Genomic DNA, 22,961 nt, shown 5'->3' with positions numbered 1-22,961 from the left:
TTGTTGCGAGTGAGATTATTGTTTAGGTGGTGCAATACACGATTTCGAAGTAGTTGTTTCAGATGTTTCCGAAGATTTATCCGGATGAATTTTTGCCTTCTTATTCAGATAAATACGGAGTGCTTCTTGCTGTTCTTCGTAGGGTAAACCTTGACAGATAACACCACGTTGAATCAGTGACTGAAGTAATTTTTCATCCTGAGGCGGAGAGCCGGAATAAACCTGAGCTGAGAAGCCCAAAGTCAATAAAAATGCGATCCTTGCTTTCATATTGAGTCTGTTTTTCTGTAATTATTTTTTACAAAATATATTTATATTTACATTATTTCAACAAATAATTTTTAATTTAAACTATCCAACCAATGATTTGAAAATATAATGAACAGTAATCATAGGATGACCACGATTAATTGATAAAAAAGAAGATATAGTAAGATACCAAGAATGCATATTCATCATTTAAGAATAACATCAATCAGTTAAACGGCTATATTATTTACATTTATCATTATGATAATAAAATAATTTATATTGGAATATATTTGGGTGATTATCACAAATAAACCTAATCATCATATCTGGTTACGGTTACATTGTTCACTCAACACAAATTGTTCACTCAGCACAACATGATATCTATATCGTCATTTGGATCGATTACTTCACAATAGAGAATGATAAAATCAGATGTATGGGTATGATCATGTTTTTTCCATATCTATTTCTTTAAACATTCACTTACCATGTTATTTGATCAATTATCTATCGTTTCATGATACAACTAGGCGAGTCATTGATATTTTTACAACGATTATGTTTTTATTCTTGATGCCTCCTATTGTTTAATTGTGCTTCACGTCGCAAATATCATAAGAACTCAGCCAAACAATAAACTTAACTTATTGATTTTTAATGTTTTTAATATTTGATAAATTACTTTTTTTGTAATATTTGTCACATTAATAAAATATCATAAATCCATTATTAATTTAGACACATTGATTATATTCCACGACCCAACACAATAAATATTGGTAAACCTGTACCCTGGAGAATAAATAAAATGACTACGACAACTACCAATAAATTGTCGGTCAAAGAGAAAATCGCGTATGGCTTAGGCGATACCGGCTGTAACTTTGTCTGGCAGACCGTCATGCTTTTTTTAGCTTACTTTTATACGGACATTTATGGGCTCTCTCCCGCACATATGGGAACCATGTTTTTACTCGTCCGTTTTATTGATGCCGTAACAGACCCGATTATGGGTTCAATTGTTGACAGAACACATTCAAAGCATGGCCGCTACAGACCTTACCTGTTGTGGATTGCGATTCCTTTCGGGGTTGCTTGTATGCTCGCTTTTTTCACCCCGAATTTTGGTGAAACCGGAAAACTGATCTACGCATACACGTCTTATATTTTCTTAACACTCATGTATACAGCGATCAATGTCCCTTACTGTGCGATGGCCAATGCCCTTACTAATGACTCAAGTGAACGGACTTCGCTACAATCCTATCGTTTCGCACTGAGTACAGCGGGTGGGCTGATTGTCGCCATGGTTGCACTCCCGCTGGTGGATGTTATTGGTCAAGGGAATACGCAAAAAGGCTATTTGGGCGCAATGGCGGTGATGGGGCTTGGTGCTATCGCATTATTCTTTTTCAGTTTTGCGAATACCAAAGAGCGTTATGTCCCAACAGAAGAGAGGCAATCTGCGCTGCAAGACTTAAAGCGACTCATGAAAAATAGTCAGTGGCGAATCTTATTCATTGTAAACGTCGTGCTCCTCACGGGGGTCGTATTTAAAGGGGCATCCACGATGTACTATGTGAAAGTCGTGATGGGCCGGGCAGACCTTGCCACGATTTTTATGGTTTCCGGGATGTTGGCGAATATTGTCGGGGCGATGTTATCTTCGCCTTTATTCGGCAAATATAACAAACCAACCACATACCGAATTCTGACAGTGATCTCAGGGATTCTCGCAGCATTACTCTACCTCGTCGAACCCACTAATGTCCCTGCGGTATTTACATTAGTCGTCCTGCTAGGTGTGGTGCAAATGAGTACCACCCCGATTCTGTGGAGCATGATGTCCGATGTGGTTGACTACGAAAAAACCCGCAGTAACCGTTCACTGAGCGGCATGGTATTTTCAACCAATCTGTTTGCCATCAAACTGGGTATCGCGATTGGTGGTGCCGGTGTCGGTTGGATCTTGGCGTGGGCTGGATATCAAGGTGGCGCAGCAGTTCAAACACCAGAAGCAATCAATGCGATCAACTTACTGTTTACCGTGATCCCCGGATTGTTTTTTGCCTCATTAGCGATATTTATGCTGTTCTATAAACTTGATAACCACAAACTGGCTCAAATCAAATCTGACTTGACTGAGCTTGAACTGTCTGACCCCCTGTCGGCAGAGCCGGTTCAGGCCCAGAAAGATCGCGAGGCGTTAATATAAAAAAAAGTACTGATTTGACTGAGATGTTCGGGTTAAATCGGGAGGACGTTTGGTGAGATAGGCTGGTATCAACTGTTGGTTGCTTCATGCAACCAACAGTGTTTAACTTCTCACCCCCTACCTCAGAATTGATAATTCCTTCATTTTTCAGTCAAAAAATGCGAACAATCCTGAATCATGCTTTATCCGTTTGATAGGCAGCCCCCTGAGCACATAGCCAGCGGAAAATAGCGAGTTGCGTGGGTAAGTAAAAGAGGTATTCGGGATGCCACTGCACACCGAGTATGGGGGCATGATCGATGCTTTCCACCGCCTGAGTAAACTGGTCTAAATCCGTCCCAACCACCTGTAAATCCTGCCCCACATTTTTGACGGCCTGATGATGCAAACTATTCACGCGTAAATGTGTCTTTCTACAGACGGCGGCCAGTTTTGAGTTCACACTGAGCTTGACCTGTTTGGTCGGGAGTAATCCTGAACGGTTATACGTCTGTTGACGCAGCCCGCGAATATCGGCATATAAAGAGCCACCTTTGACCACATTAATCAATTGTAATCCGCGGCATATGCCAAGCAGCGGTTTACGATGTTCAAGTGCCCATTCGATCCAATCAATTTCCAGTTGATCGCGTTCGGGGTCGAGCCTCACCTGTTGATTGACATCGCCACCATAATGTTCGGGGCTGATGTCGTCACCGCCCCCAATAATCAAAGCATCCAACGATTCACCCGACCATGAATGGCGGACACTTAAGCGGATTGCCCGCGCGCCGACCAGCCATAATGCAATCCGTGTACACCACCACGAAGGTGACCAGCGCTTGCCGTTGCCCGTTACGCCCACCCTCGGTCGTTGAGCCATTGTGAAATCTCCTTTACCCAAACTTTGCGATCAACACCAATCAATGGGCGTTCTAATTTCAGAAAACGCATTGTCAGCGTCTTGATAGCCTGCGGATCTGCCGCGAGTTTTTCGACAACACACCATAAATCCCAACTCTTGGTCAGATCCCAGTTGGCATCTTCAATACGACAATCAGGCAGGCGATAGTGAAATGTGGGGCGCGCTTTGATTTTCGGATCATCGACGACCTGACGAACACGGTCAGCATCGATTTCGGCCAATAATGGTAATAAGTCCAGCGCACGATTACGCGTGGCATTATGTTTGAGATAACCATCAAACAGATGATCTAAATCAGCCGAAGTATCGTTGAGCAGTACTTTCACATAAGCGTCAGGATAGAGTGCAATATAGGGACTGAGCCGACGGGTTGGATCGACGTCATGCGCCTCGACTAGCCACCACTGGAGTAAAGCAAACGCTTTGAGATAGTTGTTGATCGTTGTGGCAGTCAAATCTGGTAATTCAGGATTGATATGTACACCAAAGGCGGCAATCACGGAGTCTTCTGTCCCCTTTGCACCTGCTTTACGTAGGGCCGGAATCAGTTGATTGAGGGGTTCAAGTTGATCCAGAGGGATCGGGGGGCTGACAATTTCAAGTGGCACAATCGGCAAAGCGGCCTGATGTAATAGATCGACCAGTTGATGACCATCGTCTTCCTGCCAGGCCGTTTTGGCTTTACGTTTGAGAAAATCCCAGTCTAATTCGATATTGAACGTTCCTAAATCGTCGGTACGCACACCAAACTCAACCGCAGACTGCTGCTCGACTTTACCGCCCAAGATCGAACACAAGGGCTCAATCGCTTGCTCAAGCGTCAAACCGGTAAATTCCAATTCAAATCCTACCTTTCTGATATCACCATTTTGGGTAGCAGTGATAGGTGGCATCTTAAATGACATTGATAAATCACCATTTTTGTAGGTTATCTTATCAGTCTAGCATATTAACCTCTGGCTTTTACAAGATGGCCAGAAGTCTAACGGGTGGTTCTGACATATGCCTGACTATCTGTTGATGCCAAACAGAGAGCAATCTGTAGAACAACCATGCCAAAAAAAGGACGCTGTGGCGTCCTCTATCGGATAGTCACGATAGTTGCACAATTCAATATCAGCTATCGACCATGACAGGGACAGGCACCATAACCACCTTTCTAGTCATCTTCTTCGATGAAATCAGTAAGCGTGTGACCCACCTCATTCACTGCCAGACTCTGGTAGACAAGCAAGTCTAACACCATAAAAAAGCGCCTCTGAAATCAGAGGCGCTGCGTAAGCGTGCCAAACCTTCCTTAGATCAGCACAATAAGCTTCACAACTTCTTTTTTGTGAAGCGGGGAGACAAAACCCTAGAAGAATCCCAGTGGGTTAGTGCTGTAACTCACCAATATATTCTTCGTATTCTGATAGTGGCCGAGCATCATCTTATGCGTTTCCCGGCCAATCCCTGATTTTTTGTAGCCACCGAAAGCCGCGTGTGCCGGGTAAGCATGATAACAGTTGACCCAAACCCGACCGGCTTCAATATTTCTTGCCATGCGGTACGCGAGATTGGTATCACGCGTCCATACTCCGGCACCCAATCCGTACTCAGTGTCATTGGCAAGTGCCAAGGCCTCAGCTTCATCTTTAAACGTCGTGACAGCAATCACCGGACCGAAAATCTCTTCCTGAAACACCCGCATTTTGTTATGACCGAACAGCATGGTTGGCTGAATGTAGTAACCATGTTCAACACTGCCACTTTGCTGCGACGCTTCTCCGCCAAACAAGACCTGAGCCCCTTCGTTACGACCGATTTCAAGATAACTGAGAATCTTGTCGAATTGTTCCTGTGACGCCTGCGCACCGACCTGCGTTTCAGTATCAAGCGGATTCCCCTGCTTAATGGTTTTCGCCCGCTCAATCACTTTCTCGATAAACCGCTCATAGACCGATTCATGCACCAACACCCGGGACGGACACGTACAAACTTCACCTTGGTTGAAGAATCCCAGCAAAATACCTTCGATACACTTATCCAAATACTCATCTTCGTAATCGAAAATATCGGAGAAATAGATATTGGGTGACTTACCGCCCAGCTCCACAGTCGATGGAATCAAGTTATCTGCCGCACATTTCAAGATATGGTTACCCACTTGGGTTGAACCGGTAAAGGCCAGTTTGGCAATGCGGTTACTGACTGCCAGCGCTTGGCCTGCTTCAGCCCCGTATCCGTTAACAATATTGATAACACCCGGTGGCAACAGGTCACCAATTTTTTCCATTAATACCAGTATAGACGTTGGTGTCTGTTCTGCTGGTTTTAATACCACACAACAACCGGCAGCCAGTGCCGGAGCCAGTTTCCAGGCCGCCATCAACATTGGGAAGTTCCACGGAATGATCTGCCCGACCACGCCGATCGGTTCAGGGAAATGATAACTGGCCGTGGTGCTGTCCAGTTCTGCCGCCGAACCTTCCTGCGCACGAATACAACCGGCGAAATAGCGGAAGTGATCCACCACCAACGGCAGATCCGCAGCCAGTGTTTCACGAACCGGCTTACCGTTTTCCCATGCCTCAGCAACCGCCAGCTCTTCCAGATGCGCTTCGATGCGATCAGCAACTTTGAGGAGAATGTTGGCACGCTCAGCTACAGGTGTCGCAGCCCACTTAGCACGAATCTCATGGGCTGCGTCCAAAGCAAGGTTGATATCCGCTTCCGAAGAACGGGCAACCTGACAGTAAGGTTGACCGTTGACCGGAGAAATATTGTCAAAGTATCTGCCATCAACCGGTTTGACCCACTGACCCCCAATATAATTGTCGTAATGGGATTTAAAGTTGATGATTGCATCTGCTGTTCCGGGTTGCGCATAAATCATATGTCGTTCCTTCTGGCTTATTTTATTTTCACATTCATACCATTGTTTGTTTTGGCATTGTTCAGGCGTTATGTTTTGCCTGTAATTTTCTGTGTAACGCAAATCACAGGCCAGCATTGAAAAACTTGTTGTTACCTTTGTGTAACACTATGATTAACAAAAAATAACAATTACACCTTGTTGGCATCGGGGTAACCCGATGATTCTCTCCAAATTGTTCAAGTGTTACAAAATGGAACACGGTCCATGTGAAAGAGTGAAACAATGATGCAACATGTTCAATTTTCTGCCGGAGACTGGCTGACATCATCCTGGGATCGATGTCATCAGGCTGGTTTAAAACAGCGTCGGCAGCCTGAAAATATCATCATGTCCAGTGCCGAACTCAAAGCGCGAAAATGGTCGGTTAACCCGCTGATCCAAGCGGTCGAAACTTATGCGCTGCCGCTGTTTAATCAGATGTTTGCCCATAGTGATAGCCGCCTGATCCTCACCGACCGGGATGGTGTGATTCTGGCGAGCTGGGGGCAACCGCGTTTTAAGGAACGACTCACCCAAATCGCACTGGATAATGGCGTCTGCTGGCAGGAAAATCTCAAAGGCACCAATGCCATCGGGACCACTATTGTCGAAGCCCGGCCATTGACGATCATCGGCAAACAACACTACGTTCATCAACACCAGTTTATTAGCTGCTCCGCCAGTCCGGTCTTTAACCATCAGGGGCAACTCATCGGTGTTTTAGATATCACCAGTGAACAGCAGCAGCATGATCTTTCGACCCAAATGCTGGTTCAGAATATGGTTCAACAGGTGGAAAACCATCTGCTATGCGATATTCCTGACGGTGCGGTTAAAATCAATCTAGCCTGTGAAAAAAATCTACTCAACAGCGGCTGGCAGGGTGTGTTGGTTGCTGACGCATCAGGCAAAGTGCTTGCCCATAACCATATTGCCTTTCAGTTACTTGAACGCCCCAACATTATCGGGCTCTCAATCGAGCACCTGTTACAACAGCAGGACCGTACGCTGGTTTTTGAAAAACATCCCCTCCAATCCGCCGGAAAAAAATCCAGCACCTTTCGCTCGGCCAGCGCATTTACCACCTCCTGTGAACTCCATTTCGGTGATGACCGGATTGAGCAAGCCTGGCAACAGGCTCATAAACTGATCGATAAAGATATTCCCCTGCTGATTCTGGGAGAAACCGGAGTCGGTAAAAATGAATTCGTCAAAGCACTGCATCAGCACAGCTCACGGAAACATCATCCGTTAGTCATCGTTAATTGTGGTGCAATCCCCAGAGATCTGATTGAATCCGAACTGTTCGGTTACGTTGCCGGTGCCTTCACGGGGGCGAGCCCCAAAGGCTATCAGGGTAAAATCCGCCAAGCACATCAGGGCATGTTGTTTCTTGATGAAATCGCGGATATGCCGCTGGACGCACAGTGCCGCCTGCTCCATGTTTTGCAAGAAAAAGAGGTGATTCCGGTGGGGTCGGGCCAGAGTGAACCGGTTGATATTCAGGTTATTGCGGCCACCCATAAGGATTTAACCGCGGAAGTGGCAGCAGGACGATTCCGTCAGGACCTTTATTATCGTCTCAACGGGCTGGTTCTTGAACTTCCCCCATTGCGGGATCGGCAAGATAAAGCACAACTGATTGAGCATATTCATCGCCAATATCGTCTTAATCAGCAACAGATTTGTCCGCAATTATTGCAAGTTCTGCAAGCTTATCTCTGGCCGGGCAATATTCGCGAGCTGGATAATATGCTGAAAGTCACTTGCCTGCTCACCAGCGACGAACCGCTGTTGAAGCTGGCGCATATTCCCGGTCATATTCTGAAATCATTGACCTCATCTGCACCGACAGTCTCATCGATTCAACAGGCAGATCCCCCACTAATCGCAGTCAATGAAACACACCGAATGCCCGATTTGAAAACCACGGTAGAAAGTCGCCTACTGCAAACCTATCAGGCAACTCAGGGGAATATCAGCCAGACCTCACGGTTACTCGGGGTCAGCCGTAATACCATTTATCGCAAACTCAAAACGCTCGGTATTTTGAGTTGCTAATCGGTTCAGACATTCAAAAACTCGACCGGTCCAGAACCTGGGCTTTCAAATAGGAACCGAGGCATTTCACTTTGCTGATCGCATCGATTTCAGTCAGCGCCGCTGCGACGGCCGGGTCTTGGTGGTGCCCGTCCAAATCGATAAAAAAGTGATATTTACCGAATTGCGTGCAGGTCGGGCGGGAAATAATCGACGTCAGATTGACTTTTCGTCGGGAAAAAGAGGTCAGAATCTCCCCGAGGAAACCGGGATGATCATGCTCATCAACCACAATCAGGCTGGTTTTATAGTCAGCTTCAGCATAATAAGTCTCCGGATAATGTTGCGCGGCAAAGACCAAAAACCGAGTCTGATTATTCTCGTAGTCATTGACGTTCTCAACCACTGCGGCAAACGTCTCTTGCTGTACGCTATCAGCCGGTACAATCGCTGCACAGGGCTGTGAGGATTGACGGGCCAATGCCAGTGATTCGGTATTACTCTCGGTCAGAACAATCTGACATGTCCCCAGTGATTCAATAAAACGACTACATTGCCCTTTCGCGACGAACTGAACAAATAATTGTTGAATCTCACGTAACGCAACCGTGCTCACACAAGCAAAACGAATAGGGAGAATCACTTCACCAATAATTTTGAGATCCGCATGAATCAGTTGATCGAGCACAGAGGGAATAAACCCCTCAGAGAAGTTTTCAACCGGCAACACGCCGACATCACACACCGAACCTATCGCATCCAGTGCCCGTTCGATTGAAGAAAAATACGCCAATTCGTACGGGAACATTGGTGTATCCATGGGCAGTGCTGACTGCTCCGTGATGTAGCGAAGTGTCGCCGTTTCTGAAAATGTTCCCCGCGGCCCTAATGTTGCAATTTTTTTCATGTCTGTCCCTAACCAATAACCAGCCCGAAAAAGCAGCCGTAGTCTAACATAAAAATAAAATTAACTGATGCGTCTCATCAGGCTATCCGCACCGACGGGCTCTCCGGTATGATAGGCGGCAACCTTTTGACACGATGATCGATCCCGATGCTTCAGACCCAACTAATCAGCTTATTACCGGATTTGGCAACCTTCATTCTGATTGTCAATGAGGGCAGTTTCACCGCCGCCGCCGCAAAACTCGGGGTCACCCCGTCAGCACTGAGTAAGTTAGTGACCAGACTGGAGCAGTCGCTACATGTCAAATTGTTGGAAAGAACTACCCGCAAACTGATGATTACCCAGTCGGGTCAACAGATTTATGACCAATGTCTGGTGATGATGAAAGCCGCCCAACAGGCTGTTGATCTGTCAACCTCGGAGCATATTCATCCGTCGGGAACGCTGACGGTCGCAGCACCGGAAGCCTTTCTCAATTCAGTCCTGCAACCTTTGGTCGTGCCATTCCTCAAACAGTATCCGGATATTCAGTTACGCTTACGCTCGGTAGACGGACACATTGATCTGTTTAAAAACAATATTGATGTGGCGATTCGTTTAACCGACAAGCCGGATGAGAATCTGGTGATGAAAGAAATCGGCAAGACCAATTTAGTGCTGTGTGCCAGCCCGGATTATCTGGCTGAACGGGGACAGCCACACCATCCATTGGACTTAAAACAGCACGACTGTCTCTACCTTGCCGAACATAATAAAGATAATATCTGGACGTTCATGCACATGCAGGAAACCCACACGGTCACCGTCACCGGACGCTATGCCGTCAATCATTCGCAGATGCGGCTGAATGGCGTCAAACATGGATTGGGTATCGGCATTTTTCATGACTTTGTGGTTCGGGAAGCATTAGTCAATGGTGAGATTGTCCAACTATTACCCGACTGGACGATTAAAAGCAGCTATCACGGTGCGATTGTCATGCAGTACGCACAAACCCATTACATGCCCGCCCGCGTGCGGGTGTTTATTGATGAGATCACACAACAACTCACCACAACACACCGGTTTTATTGAGAATGGCTTCATGCCGGCGGTGCGGGCATACGTCACCGACAGCATGAGCTTATCGGTCAATCGCGTGATGATTCCGCAGTAAAAATACGATCAAACTGGTTCAGCGCAATCACTTTGGCATTGGCTTTTCTTTGCCATTTCGCTTGACTGGCAACCAGCCATTTTTGTTGTGAATGATGCACAATGGCCTGACTGACCGCTGCCTCACGGAGTTCGTATTCCATAGCGAATTCCGCCAGTTCATGATGAAACTGGCCGGGCATCGGTGGTTGGTTCAGACGACTGACTGCGGCACAACCAATAATACCGATATCCGCTGAAAAACGACTAAAAAAACGGCTGACATTTTCACCGACGATATCACCGTCATGACTACGAATCCGTCCCTCCGGAAGCCAGATTTCCACCTGCTCATGTTGAGAAAGGATATGCGCGGCTTCAAAATTATTGGTCACCACACGCAGCTCTTGATGGTGCACCAAACGCTCGGCAATCAACGCGATCGTGGTGCCAATGCCCAGAAAAACAGTACTACCGTCAGGGATCAGCGGTGCCACTTGTTCGGCGATCAGACGCTTTTCGGTCTGATCGGTTGCCTGACGCGCTAAATAGCTGCGATTCGACAGCGTCGCCGGCAAACCGACCCCGCCATGATGTCGCCTTGCCAGCCCCATCGCACAGAGTGCATTGATATCCCGACGAATCGTCTGAGTCGTGACTGTAAAATGTCGGGACAACGCCTCAATAGCGCAATATTCATCACGATGAACCAGCGCCAAAATTTGCTCTTGCCGGACGGTTAAATTTTCCATCAATCACCTGTCAACTGTTACCTTGCTCAACACTGTTACCTTGCTCAACATAGCAGTGCGGTTTATCCGTGATCATCATATCAACGCCCCATTGCCAGTGCTCGGCGACATCCCGTGGCTGGTTCGGGGTATAACAATAAAGCGCATAACCCCGCTGTTTAATCGCTGCGGCTTGCTGCTCATCCAGATGACGATAATCGCAGTGAACACTAAAGGCATCTAACGTCTTTAGAATCTCAAAAGCATCAACTGGCATGGTTTCCCACAATAGTCCGCGCCGAATCTCGGGCATCACTTGTTGCATGACCGCCAGTGCCGTTATGCTGAAACTGGAGAACAGCAACTGTTCCTTCGCAATCCCGACCGCATCAATCACTGCCGCAACCCGCTGACAGAGCAAGGTTTCGTCATCTTCAGGATAAAGCTTTAACTCAATATTCAGGTTGATATGGTGCTGTTCGGCGAGTTGCAAGGTCGCTTCTAAACTTGGCACCGTCTCATCCCTGAATGTTTGATCAAACCAATGACCAGCCGAATACTGGGTCAGCTCACTGAAAGTCAGTTCCGCGATCTTACCGACACCGTCGGTGCAACGTTCTAATGTTTGGTCATGAATCACCACGGGGATTTGATCAGCGGTTAACTGAACATCCAACTCAATCCACTGACAGCCAAACGCAATGGCCTGTTTAAATGCAGCTAATGTATTTTCCGGGGCCTGACTCGAATACCCCCGGTGCGCCATGACTTGCATAATTATCTTCCTCACGGATGCTTGCTTATTCATATTGATGACGGAAGAATTTCAAATCAATGTGACGGAAAGATTGCGTTCTGATGACAGTCCTGCCGTTCAAATAAATTCATTTACTTGTCATTTTAGCGTCATTTTGCTTGCGTAGCGTTCATATGAACATCAACAGCGTGATTTTCACCTCCAGTGAATGTTCGCTTGAATCTTAAATGAGAATGATAGGGAAAATTAGCATGACGCTTAAAAAATTCGTTGGTTTGACGCTCGCAACGACACTGGTCAGTGCCCCAGTCTTTGCCAAAACCGAAATTCAATGGTGGCACGCAATGGGCGGTGCTTTAGGAACAAAAGTTGACCAGATTGCTGCTGATTTTAATGCGAGTCAGGATCAATATGAAATCAAACCAGTTTACAAAGGAACGTATGCCGAGACAATGACCAGTGCGATTGCCGCTTTTCGAGCCAAAGAGCAACCAGCGATTGTCCAGGTATTCGAAGTCGGGACGGCGACCATGATGGGCGCAAAGAAAGCGATTTATCCGGTTTACAAACTGATGAAAGATACCCAAGAACCGTTTAACCCCAATGATTATCTTTCTGCAGTCACCGGTTACTACACCACCAATGATGGCAAAATGCTCTCGATGCCGTTCAACAGCTCAACACCGGTACTTTATTACAACAAAGATATGTTTAAAAAAGCCGGTATTGCTGCACCACCGAAAACATGGGATGAAATGGGTGAAGTGTCTCAGAAACTCCTGCAATCGGGCGCAAAATGTGGTTTCACGACAACCTGGCAATCCTGGACTCAGATCGAAAACTTTGCCGCGCGGAATAACATCCCGATGGCTACGGAAAACAACGGCTTTGGCGGTCTGAACACTAAATTCGAATTCAATACCAAACCTTTCGTCAACCATATCAATCAAATGGCCCAGTGGGCGAAGATCGGTGTATTCAAATACGGCGGCCGTCAGTCTGATGCCATGCCACTGTTCTATACCCAAGAGTGTGCGATGAGCATGGGCTCTTCTGCCGGTCTCGCCGGTATTAAAGAAAACATGAAAGGGATCGATGTTGGTGTTGCACAGCTTCCTTACGACTCGCACGTGATCAAATCACCGCAAAATACCATTATCGGTGGCGCATCGCTATGGGTTCTCAGAGGTCACTCGAAAGCCGAATACAAAGGGGTAGCGAAGTTCTTTAAATATCTGTCCAGTGCCAAAGTTCAGGCCGACTGGCACCAGTTTACCGGCTACCTGCCAATCACCAAGCAAGCCTATGCGTTAACCAAACAACAAGGGTTCTACGCGAAAAATCCGGGTGCAGAAGTGGCGGTGATTCAAATGACGTCGAAGAAACCGACTGCAAACTCGAAAGGGATCCGTTTCGGTAACTTCCTGCAAACGCGTGACATCATTAACGAAGAGCTTGAGGCTGTCTGGGCTGGCAAAGAATCTGCCCAAGTTGCACTCAACAATGCCGTCAAACGTGGCAATGCCCAATTACGCCGCTTTGAACGCACGCAAAAATAACGAGTTCCACATAAGCACATAAGCGGATCGGTTCGATCCGCTTTCACCTGAAATAAGTTTACTGATTATGATGTCATCTCAAGTGGTGTTTAAGCATCGTTGGTTACCGCTGATGCTGATCGCACCTCAACTGTTGATTACCTTCGTGTTCTTTCTCTGGCCGGCCGGACAAGCGATTGTCCAGTCCACCCAGTTGGAAGATGCCTTTGGTATGTCCACCGAATTTGTCGGCGCCGAAAACTTCCTGCGTTTATTCGCCGATAGTAATTATCTTGAGTCACTCGGAACCACTTTCGTGTTCAGCAGCGCGGTCGCCTGTCTGGCGTTAATCAGTGCGCTCATGTTAGCAGGTGTAGCAGAAAATGTTGTCCGTGGGGCGCTGGCCTATCGAACCCTGCTGATCTGGCCGTATGCGGTCGCACCGGTGGTCGCAGGGTCGCTGTGGTTATTTCTGTTCGATCCGACCATCGGGATTATCAGTGACTGGCTGGGCCAGCTCGGTATCGACTGGAACCCGAAACTGAATGGCACCCAAGCCTTGATCATGGTAGTGATTGCCGCGACCTGGAAACAGGTCAGCTATAACTTTCTGTTTTTTCTTGCCGCATTGCAGTCGGTGCCGAAATCGCTGCATGAAGCGGCTGCCATTGATGGCAGCGGCCCAATTAAACGCTTTGTGACCATCAGCTTCCCGCTGATTACCCCGACCAGTTTCTTCCTCTTGGTGGTGAATTTCGTGTATGCCTTCTTTGATACCTTCGCCATCATTCACGCCATGACTCAGGGTGGCCCGAGCAACAGCACCTCAACGCTGGTGTACAAAGTGTATAACGATGGCTTTATCGGGCTGGATATGGGTTCGTCGGCAGCGCAGTCGGTGATTCTGATGATCATTGTTGCCCTGCTCACCGTCGTTCAGTTTAAATATGTCGAGAAAAAGGTGACGTACTAATGGTTGAAAAAAGACCCTTATTCAAATTGTTTTGTCACCTGACGCTGATTCTCGGCATTGCTTCGGTAGCATTTCCGGTCTGGCTGGCCATTGTGGCAACCACACACAGCAACAGTGATTTTGCAACCGGCACACCGTTATGGTTCGGTCATCTCGGGCTGGATGTGTTCAAAGCGCTGTTTTACTCACACGACAAAGTCAATGGTTCCCGCTTTCCGCTTGCGCTGATGCTGACCAACTCCTTAATCATGGCGCTCTGTATCACCGTCGGCAAGCTGGTCATTTCCATTCTGTCGGCTTATGCCGTGGTGTTTTTTCGCTTTCCGGGAAGAATGCTGGCCTTCTGGGTGATCTTTTTCACGCTCATGCTGCCGGTTGAAGTACGTATTATGCCCACCTTTGAAGTGATTACTGACTTACATATGCTGAATTCGTTTTACGGGCTGACGATTCCGCTGATTGCCAGTGCCACCGCGACATTTTTATTCCGTCAGTTTTTCATGACTGTACCGCACGAGTTGGTCGAAGCCGCCCGCATCGATGGTGCGGGGCCGTGGCGATTTTTCTTTGACATCCTGCTGCCGTTGTCACGCACCAATATTGCAGCCCTGTTTGTCATTACCTTTATCTACGGCTGGAACCAGTATCTCTGGCCGTTACTGATTACTACGGATATCAAATACTACACCATCGTGATGGGCATTAAGCAGTTATTAAACGTCAATGATGGTCTTGTGGAATGGAACAAAATTATGGCGATTACCCTCATTGCAATGCTGCCACCGGTTCTGGTGGTCATCGGCATGCAGAAAGCTTTCGTGAAGGGTTTGGTCGATTCGGAGAAATAAATTCATTATGGCAACGTTAACATTAACAGACATTAAAAAATCCTATCCAAACGGATTTCAGGCAATCCACGGGGTTGATTTAGCGATTGATGATGGGGAAATGGTGGTTTTAGTCGGGCCAAGTGGCTGCGGCAAATCGACCCTGCTCAGAATGATTGCCGGGCTCGAAGAAATCAGTGCCGGACAGTTGATGATCGATGAACAACCGGTCAACAATCTTGAACCGGGGCAGCGAGATATCGCGATGGTATTCCAGAATTATGCGCTCTATCCACATATGTCGGTGTTCGACAATATGGCTTACGGGCTGAAAAACCGCAAAGTTCCCAAAGAGAAAATACGCGAGATGGTGACGGAAACGGCAACCATGTTAGAACTGGATCATCTGCTGGAACGCAAACCCAAACAGCTTTCCGGCGGACAACGCCAGCGTGTTGCGATGGGACGTGCTATCGTGCGCTCACCCAAGGTGTTTTTATTTGATGAGCCGCTGTCAAACCTTGATGCCAAGCTCCGCGTGCAGATGCGTCTGGAGATCAAAAAACTCCAGCGTCGTTTGCAGACCACCTCGGTTTATGTCACCCACGATCAGGTCGAAGCCATGACTTTAGGCGATAAGCTGGTGGTGCTCAACAAAGGCAATATTGAACAAGTCGGCACACCGATGGCGATTTACCAACAACCGGCCTCATTATTTGTTGCGACGTTTATCGGATCCCCGGCAATGAACATTTTGAATGGCCTTGTCACGACCGATGGGCTCGAGCTGGGACAGTATGAATTGAAGATGGACACCACATGGTGGGAACTGGGATCAGTCATGCTGGGGATGCGTCCGGAGCATATTCAGATCGTCGAAGACCATCCGATGTTTGAGGCGAATATCGAGATGATGGAAGCGTTGGGCGCAGACTTATTACTGTACTGTCACATCCGTGGCAGTGAAGACCAAAAGCTGATTATTCGCGTGCATGGAGATCGGCAATTTGACATCGGTGAAACTTTAAGTCTGGCAATTGCTCTCGAACATCTTCATCTGTTTGATGCGACCAGTGAACAACGCCTGCCCTCCCCCTTCCCCGCCACTGAACAGAGCGAGCGAATGCATGGTTAGTCTGATCAAACAACTGACGGCAGAACGAGCCAAAAAGATAGAATGGTTACTCACGGATGTGGATGACACCTTAACGTGGCGCGGACGAATTCCGCCGGAGACGCTCGCATCCCTCGAACAGTTGCACCGCTCCGGTGTGAAAGTCGTTGCCGTGACCGGTGCTTGTGCCGGCTGGTGCGATCATATCGCCAAACTTTGGCCACTGTATGGGGTGATTGGGGAGAATGGCGCCTTCTGGATGATCAAAAATCGCCACGGTTTTCAAACCCATTACGCCCAACCGCTTGAAACGATGCGTTTACGTCAGGAACAGCTCCGAGAAAAAATCGGTACGATTTTGGCAGATTATCCCGATGTCGATTTTGCCGCAGACCAAGGTTACCGAATCTGCGACGTGGCGATTAATTTGAGTCAGGATCGCATTCCGGTGAATAAAGCCATTGCTCAGGAAATTACCCGGCGGATTCGTGAATTAAATATCAATGGCGAGCCAGTCAATGTGATGCTGAGCTCGATCCATATCAATGCGTGGGTGGGAGAACATAGCAAACAAAGCAGTGGTCAATCGTTTCTCCACAGCATGACAGCACAAGATGATATTGATTTGGCAACCGTGACCTACGTCGGGGATTCACATAATGACGAAAGTATGTTCGCATGGCTGCCTCTGACTTTTGGCGTGAATAATATTCTCGCCGTCATGGATGATTTAACCCACCAGCCCAGCTTTATCACCGAACGCAATGGCGGCTATGGATTCTCTGAGTTGGCCGATAACTTATTGCAACTACGGCAGATGTGACGAAGCCATCACCCCGTATAAAAACAAAGCTAACCCCGGTTTCAGGACGTTAGCTTTGTTATTTGACCACAACGCTCTCATCCGCCCGCCACGGAGATATGGTTACTTAAAAGAACAGGAAAACCATATTCAGCTGCTGTTTGAGATAACATGGCGCCATTCGCTGAGTAAGTTTAGTTGGCCGGATCAAACTGGTTAATCAAACAGTAACCTTTATTTCCTTCTCGCCCGGACGTATAAACTGTGCCTGATTTTCTACCTGATGTCCAAGCGGCAAGCACCATAGACGTCAACGCGGTATTCTCTTGTTTAATCAACATCCAGCCATACGGTGTCCCATTGCAATTTCCGGGTAATCCTTTGTCCATCATGATCATAATACCATTGGTAGTTGCTGTAATATTGCTGATACTACCACTTTGATAAACTTCGGCACTCCAAACACTGACTGACGTTAACGATAACAATAAACCTACGATTAATTTTTTCATTTTCTTTTCTCATCATATTAACAACATTATATTCATCACTGCTAAACCCAAGCTCATTTACGTCACCTGAGATGCCAACAGTTGTGCCCGATTATGATCGGTTTGCCAAATTCTAGCTACTTCGGGACTTCAACAGTGAGCTTTGCAGTCGAACCGGAAGTCGGGGCTGTAATCTTTGACACACAGCCAAATACACTGAAGGCAAGGAGATATTCACTATCAATTCAGGAATAAATATCCGCTGGATTGAATACGACATCTATTTTTCTGACGTATTGATGGGCAGAACATCGCACAATGCGCGCTGAATGTTGTGCTGATGAACTTCAATATATTCGATATCATTTAAGTAGGCCTGAAGATGCCCTTGCTCGATATTTTCAGCAAAGGATGGGTGACCATCACTTGCCGCCTGACGCATAAAACAAACCAGAGCCTCCAGACGCGTCACCATCATCTCAGCAAGCTGCTCTCTTTCGAGGCTTGTTGCACCATAGCTATCACAAAAGAGTTTTGCTCTGGCAATTTGTTCTGTGATTGTCCCTAACTGATCAGCACGATTGGTTTTAAACGGTGCCCAGCAATACACTGAGTATGCTAAATCCCATACTCTTGGCGCAGGATGCGCTGTATCGAAGTCGAAAACACCAACAACGGTGCAATTTGCAAGAGTGACATTATAGGGCGTAAAGTCGCCATGGCAGATCACCTCAAATGGCTCTCTAGGCGTAAGCATCCATGGCTGTTTGACGATGTTCGTTGTAGAGATAATGTCAGTTGCAGAGGTAATGTCAGTTATAGACTGGTTAGTTGCAAACAATAAAGAAACCGTCGCATCATGGATTTTTCGGAGTAATTTCGCGGCGGAGATGAGCGCTTCCGTTGAAGCAATCGGGCCGACTAAAGGGTAATTGTAAGTATCACCGGCAACAAAACTTAAAAGTTCTTGGTCTTCTGTAACACCAAGCACTTTGGGGCACTCCTGAACATTCAAGCGTTCCAGATGCGTCAATAATTGATGCACCGTCGCACTCCAGGGCTGAAGCGGCCGATAAACAACATCGCCGTTCCGATAGATCGATGACGCCCTGCCACCGGTTAATTCTTCCATGATTCATCCTTCTTCTGTCACCAACATCAGGCTCGGCGGCGGTACGCATGCGCATGCGCATGCCCTCGTCTCAATCAGCCCCTCAAATCAACAAGCAGAATACCGCTCCGCGACAGCAGAAATCTGCCTCACCATCGCCTCAAAACTGGCGCTGGATGCAATATGTGGCGTGACAACGACCTGCTCCATCTGCCAAAGTTTACTGTCCACAGGCAGTGGCTCGGTGGCAAACACATCAAGCAAAGCGCCGCGCAGACGTTTATTGTCAAGCGCTGCAATTAAATCCTCTTCCACCAAATGCGCGCCGCGGCCGCAGTGAATCAGCGCAGCATTATCTGGCAGTTTGGCGAGTGTTTGTGCATTGAGCAGCCCTTCAGTTTCAGCATTGAGTGGCAACAAGTTGACCAACACATCCAGCCCGTCAAGCACCTGTGCCAGTGCGTTAGCGCCTGCGAAACAGGTCACGCCCTCAAGCGACTTCTCCGAGCACGACCACCCGCGCACCACATAGCCCATCTGCGCCAGATGAGTCGCGACATACGCGCCAATTTCACCAAGCCCCAGAACACCGATGGTGATCTGTCTGGCAGCACGTTGCGGTAATTCTTGCCAGAGATTCTGACGCTGAAAGCTTTGGTAACGATCCATATCGCGCTGGTAATAAAGGACGCCCCACAATACGTATTCAAACATACCGTGCTTCTGTTCAGCATCGACCATGCGTTCAATCTTCAGCCCCGAGGTCAGCAATGGCCCCAAATTATCGGCACCGGCACCAAGAGAATGCAAGCATTTCAGCGTGGGGAAATCATGCGTCAAAGTCGGGCTTGGATACCAACAAGCCGCGACCTGCGCCGTTGCAGCGCGAGGATCGTCGTTTAGTACCCAGTCCACATCGTTTTGAGATTTAGCCGCGCATTCCAGCAAAACCTTGCTGAAGCGGGGATTGTTGGTTGCTACGAGTACCACAGGTTTCACACTTAATCCTTATACGAGGGGTCTAAACGTTCAAGTTTACGCAACCAAGCCTGCCACACAAGATGCCGCTCATGAGCAACGTTCTTAAACTGACCGCAAACATGCTCGGCCAGCTTAGCGGGAATCACGTTGATGTCGGAAAGCCCCGTCATTTGACCAGCAGCCAGCTGAATTTCACACGCTTTGTTGAGATAAAACATCACCTGAAACGCATCGGCAACAGTTTCGCCGACGCTGAGTAAGCCATGATTACGCAGAATCAGTGCCATATTGTCGCCAAGTGAGGCTTGAATACGACTGCGTTCTTCAAGATTAAATGCCACACCTTCGTAGTCATGATAACCGACGTGATTGTGAAATTCGGCGCTGATTTGGTTGAGATTCAGCAAACCGTGATGACACGCCGCTACGGCCATGCCGGCAAGTGTGTGAGTGTGAATGACGCAGTGCGCGTCTTCACGCGCCATATGCACAGCACTGTGAATCGTAAAACCTGCCGGATTATATTTGGCATCACCGCTGATGATTTCGCCGTTAGCATCGACCACAATCAAATTGCTGGCGGTCACTTCATCAAACATCAAACCAAATGGGTTGATCAAAAAGCGCGGTTCCCCGACCCCGGGTAAACGCACCGAAAAATGGGTATAAAGGGTATCTTCCCAACCCAGCATCGCTGCCAAGCGATAGGCGGCGGCTAAGTCTTGACGCAATTGTCTTTCCCGGCTATCCATCAAGCGGCTCTCCCCATAAATTCTTTAACGCGTTCAAAGTCTTGGCTATCATTTTCTTTATTCAAAATGTCACTCGGCGACGCATCAATCGCCACCACGCCGTTCTCCATCATAATCACGCGATCCGACACCGACAGCGCAAAGTCCATCTCGTGAGTAACGATGATCATGGTCATACCCTCTTTGGCTAAGTCTTGAATCACTTTCAGGACCTCGCCGACCATTTCAGGATCGAGCGCCGAAGTCGGTTCATCAAACAGCATAATATCAGGCGACATTGCCAGCGATCGAGCAATCGCTACGCGCTGCTGCTGACCTCCCGATAACTGATGCGGATATTTGTTGGCATGAGCAAGCAAACCGACCCGGTCGAGCAAAAACAGCGCTTGTTTTCTGGCATCTTCATACGACGCCGCTTTAGCGTGATAGCGCGGCGCCATGATCACATTTTGCAGCGCAGTTTTGTGCGGAAACAAATTAAACGATTGGAACACCATCCCAATGCGTTTGATGCCTTCACGAATACGGCGTTTGTTGTTGACGGCTCCGCCTTTGATGTAGCCCTCGCCATACAATACAATTTCACCGCCATCGATCTTTTCGAGGTCGTTAATGGTGCGAATCAAGGTCGTTTTGCCCGACCCCGACGGACCGATGATACTCAGCACTTCACCGGGTTTGACTTTGAGATCAATCGATTTCAATACCTGATGACGGCCATAAGATTTGGTAATGCCTTGTAGTTCAATAGCATTCGGGGCGCCTTTTTTGACTTTTGGCAGCACTGCGCTGTTCACCGCAATGGCTTGACTGCGCAGTTTGTCACACTGCTTGGTCGAAAGGGTTTCCGGTGCGCGTGATGGAATGTCCATTTTCTTCTCAGCCCAGTGTAGCACTGAGCCAAAGATGGTCACGATCGCCACGTAATACGCAGCAACCGCAAGCAAGGTTTCCATCACCAGAAAGTTTTGTGAATAGAGGCGCTGACCGGTTTGCAGTAGCTCCGGAAGTGAGATAGCTGACACCAGCGAGCTGAGTTTGATGATGGTGACGAACTCATTGATCATCGCTGGCATCGACACACGAATCGCCTGAGGAATCACGATCATACGCTGCACGCCTAAAAATCCGATGCTGAGCGCATGACCCGCTTCACGCTGACCTTTGGCCACCGATAGCAAGCCGCTCCGGTGAATTTCCGCCATGTAGGCAGCTTCGGTCACGACCATGCTCACCAGCCCGGCGATAAACGGTACTCCAAGGTAGGTACCGGTGGATGGAAACAACTGCGGCATGTTGTAGACAAACACTAACACCACCAAAAGCGGCACACTGCGAAAGAACCATACAAACAGCGAGGTTGGCAAAGATAACCATTTTTTATTTGATAATTTACCGCACGCAACCACAAACCCCAATACGGCACCCAGCGCCCACGACAACGTACTTAACACGATGACGGTCACGCATGCATGGTAAAACGCGGCCATGGTAAATAGCGAAAAGAAATATTCCCAATCTAAACTCATTGTAACTCCGGCGACTTTCAGGCTTCTCAAGCCAAGCTTGAATATGAATCAGCAATACTCACGCCCTGACGCTTACCGTTACCACGATAATGCAAGCCGACCAAGGCGCACAGGATTACTTCTCAATTCTCAACTGGGGTAAGATCGTATTTCTTGATCAAATCGCCATACGACCCGTCGGCCTTAATTTCTGCCATTGCCGTCTCAAGCTGCGCTTTCAGCGGTGCATTGTCTTTCTTGACATAGATACCGAGCGTTTGTGGAAACACTAAGTCGTCTGAACTGATTTGCACGCGGCCTTTGGTGCGTTCAACAAACATCTGCGCCGCACCGGCGATTTCAAGCTGTGCCTGAACGTTACGCGACATCAGCGCTTGGGTGACTTCCGGCGCCGTTGGGAACTCTTGAACGTGAATCGGTTCCAGACCTTTTGGCTCGCAGTAAGATTCGGATAACTCATTCAGCGCTTTAACCCAAGTTGTCCCTTGCTGCAAACCGACTTTCACGCCGCACAAATCATTTTCTGTTTTTGGTGAGATATCGCTGCCTTTGACCACCATGATTGACGCACCAGTGCGCGCATAAGGAATTGCATCGGCTTTTTTCAAGCGGTCAGGAATGATGTACATACCTGAAATGACCGCATCAAATTTATCTGAGTTAAGGCCTAAAATGAGCCCGGTAAACTTATTATCGCTAAAACTGTAACCGAGGCCCATTTTGCCCGCTAACAGCGCGGTTAATTCCGGGTCAAAACCGACCACTTTGTTGCCATCGTAAGACTCGAACGGTGGGTAGCTAATTTCCATTCCGACGACAAATTTGCCATCATTCAGGGTATTGGCCGCCATCGCCGCTGTTGAACTCAACGCGGTCGCCAACATAGCGCCAACCAACAGTGATTTAATTCTTTCCATGATTTATCTTCCTTGTGACTGTAATGTAAAACTGGCTTTATGTGTTGCTTAGTAACGGTGTCCGGACCGGTCAAATAACCCGGCCTG

The 22,961-nt window shown here is 47.8% G+C and carries 21 protein-coding genes; 8 read left to right on the top strand and 13 right to left on the bottom strand.

Annotated elements, in window-relative coordinates:
• Positions 1 to 15 precede the first annotated feature (15 nt).
• Positions 16 to 270 carry a hypothetical protein gene (locus VRK_RS16550; protein ID WP_059122393.1) on the bottom strand — a complete coding sequence of 85 codons (255 nt, stop codon included), beginning with the start codon at positions 268 to 270 and terminating at the stop codon, positions 16 to 18.
• A 793-nt stretch (positions 271 to 1,063) separates the two neighbouring features.
• Between VRK_RS16550 and VRK_RS16545 the strand changes: the two genes are divergently transcribed.
• Entirely contained in the window at positions 1,064 to 2,470 is a 1,407-nt protein-coding gene (locus VRK_RS16545; RefSeq protein WP_059122392.1) for a glycoside-pentoside-hexuronide (GPH):cation symporter, read from the top strand.
• A 175-nt stretch (positions 2,471 to 2,645) separates the two neighbouring features.
• Here VRK_RS16545 and VRK_RS16540 read toward each other — a convergent pair whose 3' ends face one another.
• The 3 genes from VRK_RS16540 to exaC form a co-directional block, all read right to left on the bottom strand.
• Entirely contained in the window at positions 2,646 to 3,332 is a 687-nt protein-coding gene (locus VRK_RS16540) for a gamma-glutamyl-gamma-aminobutyrate hydrolase family protein (protein WP_059122391.1), read from the bottom strand.
• Positions 3,305 to 4,279 carry an amidoligase family protein gene (locus VRK_RS16535; protein ID WP_059122390.1) on the bottom strand — a complete coding sequence of 325 codons (975 nt, stop codon included), beginning with the start codon at positions 4,277 to 4,279 and terminating at the stop codon, positions 3,305 to 3,307. Before VRK_RS16535 ends, VRK_RS16540 begins: the two co-directional genes overlap by 28 nt.
• A gap of 449 nt (positions 4,280 to 4,728) precedes the next feature.
• Positions 4,729 to 6,249, bottom strand: a complete 1,521-nt coding sequence (gene exaC / locus VRK_RS16530; protein ID WP_059122389.1) for an acetaldehyde dehydrogenase ExaC — start codon at positions 6,247 to 6,249, stop codon at positions 4,729 to 4,731.
• Positions 6,250 to 6,516: 267 nt separating this feature from the next.
• On the opposite strand from exaC, the gene VRK_RS16525 reads away from it, so the two are divergent.
• Positions 6,517 to 8,331, top strand: a complete 1,815-nt coding sequence (locus VRK_RS16525; protein WP_059122814.1) for a sigma-54-dependent Fis family transcriptional regulator — start codon at positions 6,517 to 6,519, stop codon at positions 8,329 to 8,331.
• Positions 8,332 to 8,344: 13 nt separating this feature from the next.
• Here VRK_RS16525 and VRK_RS16520 read toward each other — a convergent pair whose 3' ends face one another.
• Positions 8,345 to 9,217 carry a prephenate dehydratase gene (locus VRK_RS16520; protein WP_059122388.1) on the bottom strand — a complete coding sequence of 291 codons (873 nt, stop codon included), beginning with the start codon at positions 9,215 to 9,217 and terminating at the stop codon, positions 8,345 to 8,347.
• 147 nt (positions 9,218 to 9,364) lie between these two features.
• Here VRK_RS16520 and VRK_RS16515 point away from each other — a divergent pair, with 147 nt between their 5' ends.
• On the top strand, positions 9,365 to 10,291 hold the full coding sequence (locus tag VRK_RS16515; protein ID WP_059122387.1) for a LysR family transcriptional regulator: 927 nt from the start codon (positions 9,365 to 9,367) through the stop codon (positions 10,289 to 10,291).
• Positions 10,292 to 10,347: 56 nt separating this feature from the next.
• On the opposite strand, the gene VRK_RS16510 is transcribed toward VRK_RS16515, so the two are convergent.
• Together VRK_RS16510 and VRK_RS16505 are read right to left on the bottom strand one after the other, a co-directional pair.
• On the bottom strand, positions 10,348 to 11,103 hold the full coding sequence (locus VRK_RS16510) for a DeoR/GlpR family DNA-binding transcription regulator (protein WP_059122386.1): 756 nt from the start codon (positions 11,101 to 11,103) through the stop codon (positions 10,348 to 10,350).
• A gap of 10 nt (positions 11,104 to 11,113) precedes the next feature.
• A complete protein-coding gene (locus VRK_RS16505) occupies positions 11,114 to 11,857 on the bottom strand; it encodes a glycerophosphoryl diester phosphodiesterase (protein ID WP_059122385.1) in 744 nt (247 codons plus the stop codon).
• Positions 11,858 to 12,090: 233 nt separating this feature from the next.
• Between VRK_RS16505 and ugpB the strand changes: the two genes are divergently transcribed.
• The 5 genes from ugpB to VRK_RS16480 all read left to right on the top strand — a co-directional run bounded on the left by ugpB (position 12,091) and on the right by VRK_RS16480 (position 17,114).
• Positions 12,091 to 13,398, top strand: coding sequence for a sn-glycerol-3-phosphate ABC transporter substrate-binding protein UgpB (gene ugpB, locus VRK_RS16500; RefSeq protein ID WP_059122384.1), 1,308 nt, complete (start codon positions 12,091 to 12,093; stop codon positions 13,396 to 13,398).
• A gap of 70 nt (positions 13,399 to 13,468) precedes the next feature.
• Positions 13,469 to 14,350 carry a sn-glycerol-3-phosphate ABC transporter permease UgpA gene (ugpA, locus tag VRK_RS16495; protein WP_059122383.1) on the top strand — a complete coding sequence of 294 codons (882 nt, stop codon included), beginning with the start codon at positions 13,469 to 13,471 and terminating at the stop codon, positions 14,348 to 14,350.
• Positions 14,350 to 15,198, top strand: coding sequence for a sn-glycerol-3-phosphate ABC transporter permease UgpE (ugpE, locus tag VRK_RS16490; RefSeq protein ID WP_059122382.1), 849 nt, complete (start codon positions 14,350 to 14,352; stop codon positions 15,196 to 15,198). The genes ugpA and ugpE overlap by 1 nt, the downstream gene beginning before the upstream one ends.
• 7 nt (positions 15,199 to 15,205) lie before the next feature.
• Positions 15,206 to 16,312 (top strand): sn-glycerol-3-phosphate import ATP-binding protein UgpC, encoded by a 1,107-nt coding sequence (locus VRK_RS16485; RefSeq protein ID WP_059122381.1) that lies wholly within the window; start codon positions 15,206 to 15,208, stop codon positions 16,310 to 16,312.
• Positions 16,305 to 17,114 carry an HAD-IIB family hydrolase gene (locus VRK_RS16480; protein ID WP_059122380.1) on the top strand — a complete coding sequence of 270 codons (810 nt, stop codon included), beginning with the start codon at positions 16,305 to 16,307 and terminating at the stop codon, positions 17,112 to 17,114. The genes VRK_RS16485 and VRK_RS16480 overlap by 8 nt, the downstream gene beginning before the upstream one ends.
• Before the next feature lie 173 nt (positions 17,115 to 17,287).
• Here the strand turns inward: VRK_RS16480 and VRK_RS16475 are convergent, their stop codons facing one another.
• The 6 genes from VRK_RS16475 to VRK_RS16450 all read right to left on the bottom strand — a co-directional run bounded on the left by VRK_RS16475 (position 17,288) and on the right by VRK_RS16450 (position 22,874).
• Positions 17,288 to 17,605, bottom strand: a complete 318-nt coding sequence (locus VRK_RS16475; RefSeq protein WP_059122379.1) for a hypothetical protein — start codon at positions 17,603 to 17,605, stop codon at positions 17,288 to 17,290.
• 259 nt (positions 17,606 to 17,864) lie between these two features.
• Positions 17,865 to 18,716, bottom strand: coding sequence for an aminoglycoside phosphotransferase family protein (locus tag VRK_RS16470; RefSeq protein ID WP_059122378.1), 852 nt, complete (start codon positions 18,714 to 18,716; stop codon positions 17,865 to 17,867).
• An 87-nt stretch (positions 18,717 to 18,803) separates the two neighbouring features.
• Positions 18,804 to 19,694: a 2-hydroxyacid dehydrogenase gene (locus VRK_RS16465; RefSeq protein WP_059122377.1), complete on the bottom strand. Its 891-nt coding sequence runs from the start codon at positions 19,692 to 19,694 to the stop codon at positions 18,804 to 18,806.
• Positions 19,695 to 19,696: 2 nt separating this feature from the next.
• Positions 19,697 to 20,428, bottom strand: a complete 732-nt coding sequence (locus VRK_RS16460) for a class II aldolase/adducin family protein (protein WP_059122376.1) — start codon at positions 20,426 to 20,428, stop codon at positions 19,697 to 19,699.
• Positions 20,428 to 21,957 (bottom strand): amino acid ABC transporter permease/ATP-binding protein, encoded by a 1,530-nt coding sequence (locus tag VRK_RS21595; protein WP_059122375.1) that lies wholly within the window; start codon positions 21,955 to 21,957, stop codon positions 20,428 to 20,430. Before VRK_RS21595 ends, VRK_RS16460 begins: the two co-directional genes overlap by 1 nt.
• A gap of 122 nt (positions 21,958 to 22,079) precedes the next feature.
• Positions 22,080 to 22,874 carry a transporter substrate-binding domain-containing protein gene (locus tag VRK_RS16450; RefSeq protein WP_059122374.1) on the bottom strand — a complete coding sequence of 265 codons (795 nt, stop codon included), beginning with the start codon at positions 22,872 to 22,874 and terminating at the stop codon, positions 22,080 to 22,082.
• Between the last annotated feature and the right edge of the window lie 87 nt (positions 22,875 to 22,961).

Origin of the sequence: Vibrio sp. MEBiC08052, assembly GCF_001506075.1 — a bacterium.
Classification (GTDB): Bacteria; Pseudomonadota; Gammaproteobacteria; order Enterobacterales; family Vibrionaceae; genus Vibrio.
Note: the sequence above shows the minus strand (reverse complement) of the source record. Positions and strands in the feature narration are given on the sequence as shown.

Coding starts and splice junctions, on each gene's coding strand:
- VRK_RS16485 (WP_059122381.1), top strand. CDS start 15,206: ATGGCAACGTTAACATTAACAGACATTAAAAAATCCTATCCAAACGGA.
- ugpA (WP_059122383.1), top strand. CDS start 13,469: ATGTCATCTCAAGTGGTGTTTAAGCATCGTTGGTTACCGCTGATGCTG.
- VRK_RS16520 (WP_059122388.1), bottom strand. CDS start 9,217: ATGAAAAAAATTGCAACATTAGGGCCGCGGGGAACATTTTCAGAAACG.
- VRK_RS16535 (WP_059122390.1), bottom strand. CDS start 4,279: ATGTCATTTAAGATGCCACCTATCACTGCTACCCAAAATGGTGATATC.
- VRK_RS16505 (WP_059122385.1), bottom strand. CDS start 11,857: ATGCAAGTCATGGCGCACCGGGGGTATTCGAGTCAGGCCCCGGAAAAT.
- ugpE (WP_059122382.1), top strand. CDS start 14,350: ATGGTTGAAAAAAGACCCTTATTCAAATTGTTTTGTCACCTGACGCTG.
- VRK_RS21595 (WP_059122375.1), bottom strand. CDS start 21,957: ATGAGTTTAGATTGGGAATATTTCTTTTCGCTATTTACCATGGCCGCG.
- VRK_RS16515 (WP_059122387.1), top strand. CDS start 9,365: ATGCTTCAGACCCAACTAATCAGCTTATTACCGGATTTGGCAACCTTC.
- exaC (WP_059122389.1), bottom strand. CDS start 6,249: ATGATTTATGCGCAACCCGGAACAGCAGATGCAATCATCAACTTTAAA.
- VRK_RS16475 (WP_059122379.1), bottom strand. CDS start 17,605: ATGAAAAAATTAATCGTAGGTTTATTGTTATCGTTAACGTCAGTCAGT.
- VRK_RS16550 (WP_059122393.1), bottom strand. CDS start 270: ATGAAAGCAAGGATCGCATTTTTATTGACTTTGGGCTTCTCAGCTCAG.
- VRK_RS16545 (WP_059122392.1), top strand. CDS start 1,064: ATGACTACGACAACTACCAATAAATTGTCGGTCAAAGAGAAAATCGCG.
- VRK_RS16540 (WP_059122391.1), bottom strand. CDS start 3,332: ATGGCTCAACGACCGAGGGTGGGCGTAACGGGCAACGGCAAGCGCTGG.
- VRK_RS16460 (WP_059122376.1), bottom strand. CDS start 20,428: ATGGATAGCCGGGAAAGACAATTGCGTCAAGACTTAGCCGCCGCCTAT.
- VRK_RS16510 (WP_059122386.1), bottom strand. CDS start 11,103: ATGGAAAATTTAACCGTCCGGCAAGAGCAAATTTTGGCGCTGGTTCAT.
- VRK_RS16470 (WP_059122378.1), bottom strand. CDS start 18,716: ATGGAAGAATTAACCGGTGGCAGGGCGTCATCGATCTATCGGAACGGC.
- VRK_RS16450 (WP_059122374.1), bottom strand. CDS start 22,874: ATGGAAAGAATTAAATCACTGTTGGTTGGCGCTATGTTGGCGACCGCG.
- VRK_RS16525 (WP_059122814.1), top strand. CDS start 6,517: ATGCAACATGTTCAATTTTCTGCCGGAGACTGGCTGACATCATCCTGG.
- ugpB (WP_059122384.1), top strand. CDS start 12,091: ATGACGCTTAAAAAATTCGTTGGTTTGACGCTCGCAACGACACTGGTC.
- VRK_RS16480 (WP_059122380.1), top strand. CDS start 16,305: ATGGTTAGTCTGATCAAACAACTGACGGCAGAACGAGCCAAAAAGATA.